General features: G+C 32.7%; 7 protein-coding genes. All 7 read right to left on the reverse strand.

Translation table 11 applies throughout. The features are described from left to right. Positions 1-44 precede the first annotated feature (44 nt). The gene (locus HNS38_RS19360) at positions 45-1205 is read right to left on the reverse strand and encodes a MalY/PatB family protein (protein ID WP_172284909.1); all 1161 of its coding nucleotides are present in this window, start codon (positions 1203-1205) and stop codon (positions 45-47) included. 158 nt (positions 1206-1363) lie between these two features. Continuing rightward, positions 1364-2392 (reverse strand): PD40 domain-containing protein, encoded by a 1029-nt coding sequence (locus HNS38_RS19365; RefSeq protein ID WP_172284502.1) that lies wholly within the window; start codon positions 2390-2392, stop codon positions 1364-1366. Between the two features lie 61 nt (positions 2393-2453). After that, positions 2454-3272 (reverse strand): CPBP family intramembrane glutamic endopeptidase, encoded by an 819-nt coding sequence (locus tag HNS38_RS19370; RefSeq protein ID WP_172284500.1) that lies wholly within the window; start codon positions 3270-3272, stop codon positions 2454-2456. A gap of 181 nt (positions 3273-3453) precedes the next feature. Beyond that, positions 3454-4410, reverse strand: a complete 957-nt coding sequence (locus HNS38_RS19375) for a PD40 domain-containing protein (RefSeq protein ID WP_172284498.1) — start codon at positions 4408-4410, stop codon at positions 3454-3456. A gap of 487 nt (positions 4411-4897) precedes the next feature. Continuing rightward, positions 4898-5575: a hypothetical protein gene (locus tag HNS38_RS19380; protein ID WP_172284769.1), complete on the reverse strand. Its 678-nt coding sequence runs from the start codon at positions 5573-5575 to the stop codon at positions 4898-4900. A 6-nt stretch (positions 5576-5581) separates the two neighbouring features. Beyond that, positions 5582-6457: a PHB depolymerase family esterase gene (locus HNS38_RS19385; RefSeq protein WP_172284770.1), complete on the reverse strand. Its 876-nt coding sequence runs from the start codon at positions 6455-6457 to the stop codon at positions 5582-5584. 252 nt (positions 6458-6709) lie between these two features. Continuing rightward, a partial coding sequence (locus HNS38_RS19390) for a response regulator (RefSeq protein ID WP_172346941.1) occupies positions 6710-7114 on the reverse strand: 405 nt, incomplete at its 5' end.

Below are 7114 nucleotides of genomic sequence, written 5' to 3' on the forward strand. Positions count from 1 at the left end.
ATAAGTAAATGCTTAGCTCCACGGCTTAGGGCTGAAAACGATGCTTAATTGTTAGGCACTGCTTTTATTATTTTTTTAATTGCGACAATTACTTTTTCGTTTGAGGTTGCAATATTCATTCTCATAAATAATGCACCTTCACGTCCGAACCAATGTCCAGCATTAAGTCCGATTCCAGAGTTTTCTGTTAAATGACTAAACATTTCTTTCGTGTCTTTATAAACTTTTCTAAAATCTAACCAAACTTGATAAGTCCCTTGTGGTTTTATAAGTTCAATTTTTGAATTTTCCAATTCAGTTTCTATGCTTTTTATATTTTCTTCAACGATGTTTATGACTTCTTTTAACCAAGATTGTCCTTGGTTATAAGCAGATTCCATCGCAACTCGTGTTAAGGCATTTGTTCTTCCTAAATTATATTTTTTGAATGTATTGGAAATGGATTTTTTCATATCTTCATTTGGAATGATTGTCATAGAATCTGCAATTCCACAAAGGTTAAAAGTCTTGGCTTCTGATGTACAAACAACAATTTTGTCATAATCATCAATAAATTGTAAAGCTGAAGTGAATTTATTGTCGAAAAGAATAATATCTTTATGTATCTCATCTGAAACAAGAAGTAAATCATTCTCTTTACAAATCGTAACAATTTGGTTTAATTCTTCTTTCGTCCAAACTCTACCAACTGGATTGTGAGGATTGCAAATAATTAGAATTTTGTTATTTTCTATTTTTGCTTTTTCTTCTAAATCCTTAAAGTCAATTTGATATTGTTTTTCAGTTAGCTTCAGAGGATTTTTGACTATTCTACGTTTAGTGTTTCGTATCACATCTCGGAATTCCATAAAAACTGGTGGTTGTGTAATTATTCCGTTACTTTCCGATGTAAAATTTTCAATTAAAATAGAAATGGTAGTTGTAATACTCGGACTATAAATCAGGTGATTTTTGTTTAAGTCAATTCCGTAATTTTTGTCATACCATTTTTTTTGAGCAATAAAAAAAGAGTCAGGCTTGTATTCATATCCAAAACCTGAATTTGTAATCCTTTCTTTTAAAGATTCCTGAATTGGTTTTGCAATCTGAAATTCCATATCGGCAACCCAAAATGGTTGAATGTCCGTTTTTCCAAATAAGGATTCCAATGTTTTTGGATTCGATTTGGTAAGTGGTAATTCCTTTAATTTCTTATCGATTTTCATTGGTGTGGTTAAGTTGTGCCTAACGATCCTTGGGTATGAAGCTGTGCGGGAGTTCCGCCGTGTTTCAGTGTCCCCCGAAACCGAAAGTTAAAGATAACTAAAATTGTCAGAAAACCACGAAAACCCGCATGCTTTATGACCCAATGTTACCAAACGTATTATTTCAATTCCATAGGTTTCAAGTTTTCAATTATTTTAGCATCTATCCAAAATATATCTTCACTCTCATTTCCTGGATTATCTAATATTTGCATTTTATCTCTGTAACTTATTGGTTCGTCTATATATTTCTTATAAGTAATTCTCATAGATGAAAAGAATAAATATTTGCCATCAGGACTAACCATTGGGCAGCCTTCACCAGTATATGAAGCATTTACATTTTCACCCATATTTATTGGTTTGATCCATTTTCCATCTTTATTTTTGAAACTAATAAAAAGATCGCCAGGTTCATGTTCGTCTTCTCTATCTGATTGAAAGATTAAATAGCTTTCATCAGGTGCGATAAATGGATCATTTTCCCAGAATTCTGTATTTACTGGAGCTCCCAAATTTACTGGTTCTTGATATTTATTATCTTTAAATTCTGTCATCCAAATATCTCCTTTTCCAAAACTACCTGGTTTTGTAGTTGCATAAAAATAAATATTACCCGAATTAGCAATTGTTGGCGATATTGTTGAAAATTTATTTGAATTTACAGGAGAGCCAAGGTTTACAGGTTCTCCCCAATCATTCTCGTTTCTTTCCACAACCCAGATTTCCCAATGACCAATTGATTTCCCTTTTCCACTAAGAGGCATTCCACAACTGTAAACCATTTTATTACCATCGGGTGATAAATTACATTTTCCATCATAATTGCCCATAAATGCTGCTATTTGAGGTTCTTGCCATTTTCCATCAACTTCTTTCATAAAGTAAATACCGCCACGTGGTGGTCCCATTATTCTAAAATATACTTCTTTTCCGTCTGGAGTAAAGCTACAACCTGATTCTTCAAATGGAGTAGAAATAATATTTGGAGCAAAAATTTCAGCTTGCATCCCTGGAGGTTTCTGTCCAAGATAGGGTCCACTTAAAATTGGAAAATCAGAGTCTTTTGATCTATTTTTTTGAGAATTGCATGCAATTAGAAGTATCACAATCGAAGTCAATAAAATAATTCTTCCAAATTTTTTCATCTTTTTTTAGTTTTATATGTTTGGTAACAGCTGTTATGGCACGTTGTATTTCTGATAATATTTAACAAATAACATTCTTAATTAAGTTCTTTTTAAATTTGTTGATATACCATATTATAAAAATTAAGCCAAAAATTATCCCTGCCAGTCCCTCACCATTAATATAAATCATATTTCCCTCTATAATTCCTGGCTCATTCTGATAGATATTACCAAGTATTATTGGGTTATAAAAGTTCCAGACAAAATGAAATATCATAGGAGGTAATATATTGTTTGTTAAAAAATACGAATATGCAAATGGTAGTGAAAAAACAAAGACTGCACCCATCTGTATAGCTGAAAATAAAAGTGGATTTTCCATATTTGTATGATTAGCTAATCCAAATACAGCTGGTCCATGCCATAATGCCCAAACAATACCTACAACTATTGCACTATATATTTTCCCTTTAGCTGTAGCTAATTCTTTCAATAAAAAACCTCTCCAGCCATATTCTTCACCAAACATTAAGAGAAATCCAATTATTATCATCTCAATTGAAGGGAAATTACTTAATTCCGATAATTTGTCTGAATTAAATTTACCGATACCTGTTAAAGAAACTACGATAGCCACAAGTCCAATAAATAATAATGGGTAAATAAGTGAGAATAGAATTGATTTAAGATTTATTCTAGTAGTTATAGGTCTAAAAACTAATTTGAACGACTTATAGCGTATCGAATTTATAGTAGTGCCCACAATTGCAGGAATTAACATAACCAAAGGAAATAATTGCACTGTTTCCGGTTTTGAAAAAAGTAACAAAGTGATACTCCAACTAACAGTGAGTACAATCACGATAAAAATTACCGAATATTTAATTTCTTTCTTCATCTGTTTTGAAAGTTTAAATTTTTTTACAAAAATGTGCCATAACCGTCTGCTGGTAAATTTTGTGCGGGTGTCTGCCGCGTTTCATTATACACCGTTAAACAACTTTACTAAGATAAAACTTAGTCAGTGAACTACAAAACCCCGCATTGAATTTGAATGCGTGTTACCAAACGTATTTTATCTATTTCTTAAGTTCTTTAGGTTTTAGATTTTCTATAACCTTAGCATCAACCCAGTAAAAATCACTACTTTCTGTCACTGGATTTCTTCTGGAGAAAAATAAATACTTTCCGTCAAGTGATATTCGGGCACAGTAGTCTGAGTTCTCAGTATTAATAAGCTTCCCCATATTTACTGCTTTAGTCCATGAATTGGACTCAATATCTTTAAAGCTAATATAAAGATCATTCTCACCTTCCCCACCAGATCTCCTTGAATGAAAAATCAGATAACTTTCATCAGGAGCAACAATTGGATCAAGATCGGTAGAATCTGAATTGATCTCATCTCCAAGTTTTTCGGGTTCTAAGTAATTGCTATTTTCGTTTTTGGTAACAGAAATGTTTGGTCCGTGTTTTCCAAAAAAGTATATATTACCATTTTTAGCAATTGTCGGATGAACTTCATTGCTGTCAGAATTTACAGATAATCCTAAATTTTTAGGTTCACTCCACAAACCTTCAATTCTTTCAACATACCAGATATCTGCATCTTTTTTTGGTTCTCCATCTTTTTCCAATGGTCTTTTTGAACTAAAGTAGAGTCGTTTGCCATCAGGGGCGGCTGTTAAATCCCAATCCATAAATTCTCCTGAGAAAGATGCTATTGTGTCTTGTGTCCATGTCCCATTTACAATTTTCCTAAACCTAATTTGGGGAAATGGACGCTCCCATTGCGAATAATATAATTCTGTTCCTTCTTGCAAGAAGTTAATACCTAAAGCAAATTTTCCAGGATTTGGTAATATTCCTAGTGCAAATATTTCAGGAATTAACCCAGGTGGTTTTTGACCAAGATATGAACCTTTAATAATTGGAAGATCAGAATTTGTTTCAGCTTTTTTTTGCGAAAATGTAGAATTTAAAATTATAAATAATGTCAAAATGGTTAATGTTGTTTTCATTATAGTTTTTTTCATTTATTTTTTATATTAATATTTAATTATTGATGCATCTATAAATAATATGACTCTTTTATATAAAGAACGTTACTTTATTTTTTATTATAAAACTATTTAGATAGTATGCTTAGTTTATTCTACAAGCTCAATTTGTAGATAATTATTCTGTCTTGTAATTTTTATCTATTACGAACCTATTATATCGTGAAAAAAGACTCTAAAATTTTATGCTTAACAAAAAGAATAGAACTACTTGAGTTATTGAATTCGGAGTTTTTTTTAATATGTTTGGTAACGGGTTGCAGCTACAAGAAGTTGGCGATTTCGGAGACGAAAACTGTCTGCCAGCACTGCACTTGACACGAAGCATAAAGCTTCATTTAACCACTAAACCGCCAATTTCTTGTAGGTGCTGTTATCTGCTGCCCTTTTTCTCATTCTGAATATTTGACTTTTACTCACTATTGTTTAGCTTGGTATTTAGACTTCAAATCAAATTATCAGTTTAGTTTTCACTCTTTTTACTTGTTCTAAATTTCTTTTTAAATGTCCAGCCTACGCTTAAGCCTGCGCGTATTAAAAAACGATTTCCTAGAAAGGCCACACTAGAAAAATATTCGGTGTACGAATCATCTATATTTGTTTTAATTCCATTTTTACCTCTTACTCCACCGTAAGAGCTTATTCCTGCTATGTGAGGGGTTAGTGTTGCGCGTAAAAAAAGTCCACCATTCGGATTTTGGTAACGATACCCGATTTTTGGAGTAAAATATGCGAAAAAATTATGTTCGTGTCCAATAAATTGTTCATAATGATAAACACCATTGTCGTCCTTGTATCCATAGCTTACAGGGATATTGCCTTCCCTTAAATACATTGCTGTTAAGCCAATGCCTAATTCAAGTTTGCTTTTTCTTTTTCCAAATAGTATATTATAAGAAGCAGGCACAGAAAAAACAAAATAATCCGGAATAGGAATCAATGTTAACCCTCCGGTGAACGAAGTTTTCATTTTTTTCTCCGTTCGATAAAGTCTGTCAAATGAAACTGAAGGATAAAGTCCTTGTCCTGCATATTCAATGTAAATCGAATTTCGTTTTATTGGTGCAACTATATTTGTATCTTGGCTCAAAGCAAGTGCTGGACAAATAATGGTAATGAGTAATGTTATGATTGTTTTCATGCTGTTTTACTTTAAGCCGTTGATGTCATATTTTGAAACAAATTCCCAAACCAATTCTGCGGTGTTCTTTCCTTGATATGTAGTGTTAAACCAAACATGATTTCCTCCAATATATTTGTAATGCTCGACTGAAACAGAACTATCTCCTTGGTCATATATATAATGCTCAATTGTCATTCCTCCACTATTGTCTGTATTTACAGTTGGAGTAGTAGTTGTATTGTTAAAATTAATCCAATAATCTAAAGTGCTTTGTGCAGAGCTGAATTCGTTCCCTCCGTTATATGGAAGCACTTCATCAGCAGTTCCATGAAGATGAATTATCGGCATAGGGTGATTAGTTGGTCCTGTACAATCTAACATTGATCCAGAAACAGAGGCTACAGCAGCAATTAAATTACTTTTATAATGAGCAAGTCCATAGGCCATCATTCCTCCATTTGAATATCCGGCAACATAAATTCTTTCCATATCTATATTGTAATCAGATGAAAGCCCATAAATCAAAGACTCTATAAAACCTACGTCATCAATATCACTTTTATTGTCTCCGCCTGGTGGGCAAGCGTTCCAATGCGAAAAACCATTTAATAAGCTTCCTTGAGGATAGACAAGAATGAAGTTGTTTGCCTCGGCTACCGCACGCATGTCGGCTTCGTTTATATAGTCTTTTATTTTACCTCCATAGCCATGAAAATTAAAAAGGAGTGGAACCATAGTGTTTCCATTGTATGACTGAGGGACATAAAGAATATATTCTCGTGTAATACCATCGTGTTGGATTCTTCGCACGTGTAAGTCATTGTTGTATAATTCTCTTGAGGTTTTTTTACAAGAAAAAATCAAAACGGCTAATAAGAAAATTGAAATAATATTTTTCATCTATTTAATCATTTAGTAATTCATTTTTATTCAGTGTTATCAGTTGGTTGGTATATTAGATTTAAGTTGCTGACATATTTTTAGTTTCATAGGGTTGCAGATAACGGTTACGTATATGAAACGTTTGGCATTTCGAAGCACTTTCCTGTCAAGTTACAAGTACTTTTGATACGGGCTGAAATGCTCGATAAACCACTGACTGCCAAATGTTTTATATACGATGTTATAGCCATGTGCTTTTTTTTCCAGAGTCTAATTGGTATTGAATTTTTTATAATTTTTGAAGTGTTTCATAATTATAATTTCAAGTTCTTCTTTTTGTATCGGTTTCGAAATATAGTCGTTACAACCTGCTTCTATTGCCTTTTCCCTGTCGTCTGTTAAACCAAAAGCTGTTTGGGCAATTATTACTACATCGTTGTTGAATTTTCGAATTTCGCGGGTGGCATCATAACCATTCATGCCGGGCATTTTTATATCCATTAATATGAGATCCGTTTCAGGGTTCTCACGGCATTTATCAATGGTTTCTTTTCCGTTTTTTGTATAGGTAATTTTGTTGAATGTATTTTTAAAGATAGCTTCAAAAAACAATTTGCTGGTTTCATCATCCTCAGCAATAATTACCGATAAATTACTTAAAGATACTTGCGGTTC

The organism is Lentimicrobium sp. L6, from assembly GCF_013166655.1.
In the GTDB taxonomy this organism is placed as follows: Bacteria; Bacteroidota; Bacteroidia; order Bacteroidales; family UBA12170; genus UBA12170.

Excerpts from the sequence above, each read along its gene's own strand:
- HNS38_RS19370 (WP_172284500.1), bottom strand. The coding sequence starts at position 3,272 with ATGAAGAAAGAAATTAAATATTCGGTAATTTTTATCGTGATTGTACTC.
- HNS38_RS19385 (WP_172284770.1), bottom strand. The coding sequence starts at position 6,457 with ATGAAAAATATTATTTCAATTTTCTTATTAGCCGTTTTGATTTTTTCT.
- HNS38_RS19375 (WP_172284498.1), bottom strand. The coding sequence starts at position 4,410 with ATGAAAAAAACTATAATGAAAACAACATTAACCATTTTGACATTATTT.
- HNS38_RS19380 (WP_172284769.1), bottom strand. The coding sequence starts at position 5,575 with ATGAAAACAATCATAACATTACTCATTACCATTATTTGTCCAGCACTT.
- HNS38_RS19365 (WP_172284502.1), bottom strand. The coding sequence starts at position 2,392 with ATGAAAAAATTTGGAAGAATTATTTTATTGACTTCGATTGTGATACTT.
- HNS38_RS19360 (WP_172284909.1), bottom strand. The coding sequence starts at position 1,205 with ATGAAAATCGATAAGAAATTAAAGGAATTACCACTTACCAAATCGAAT.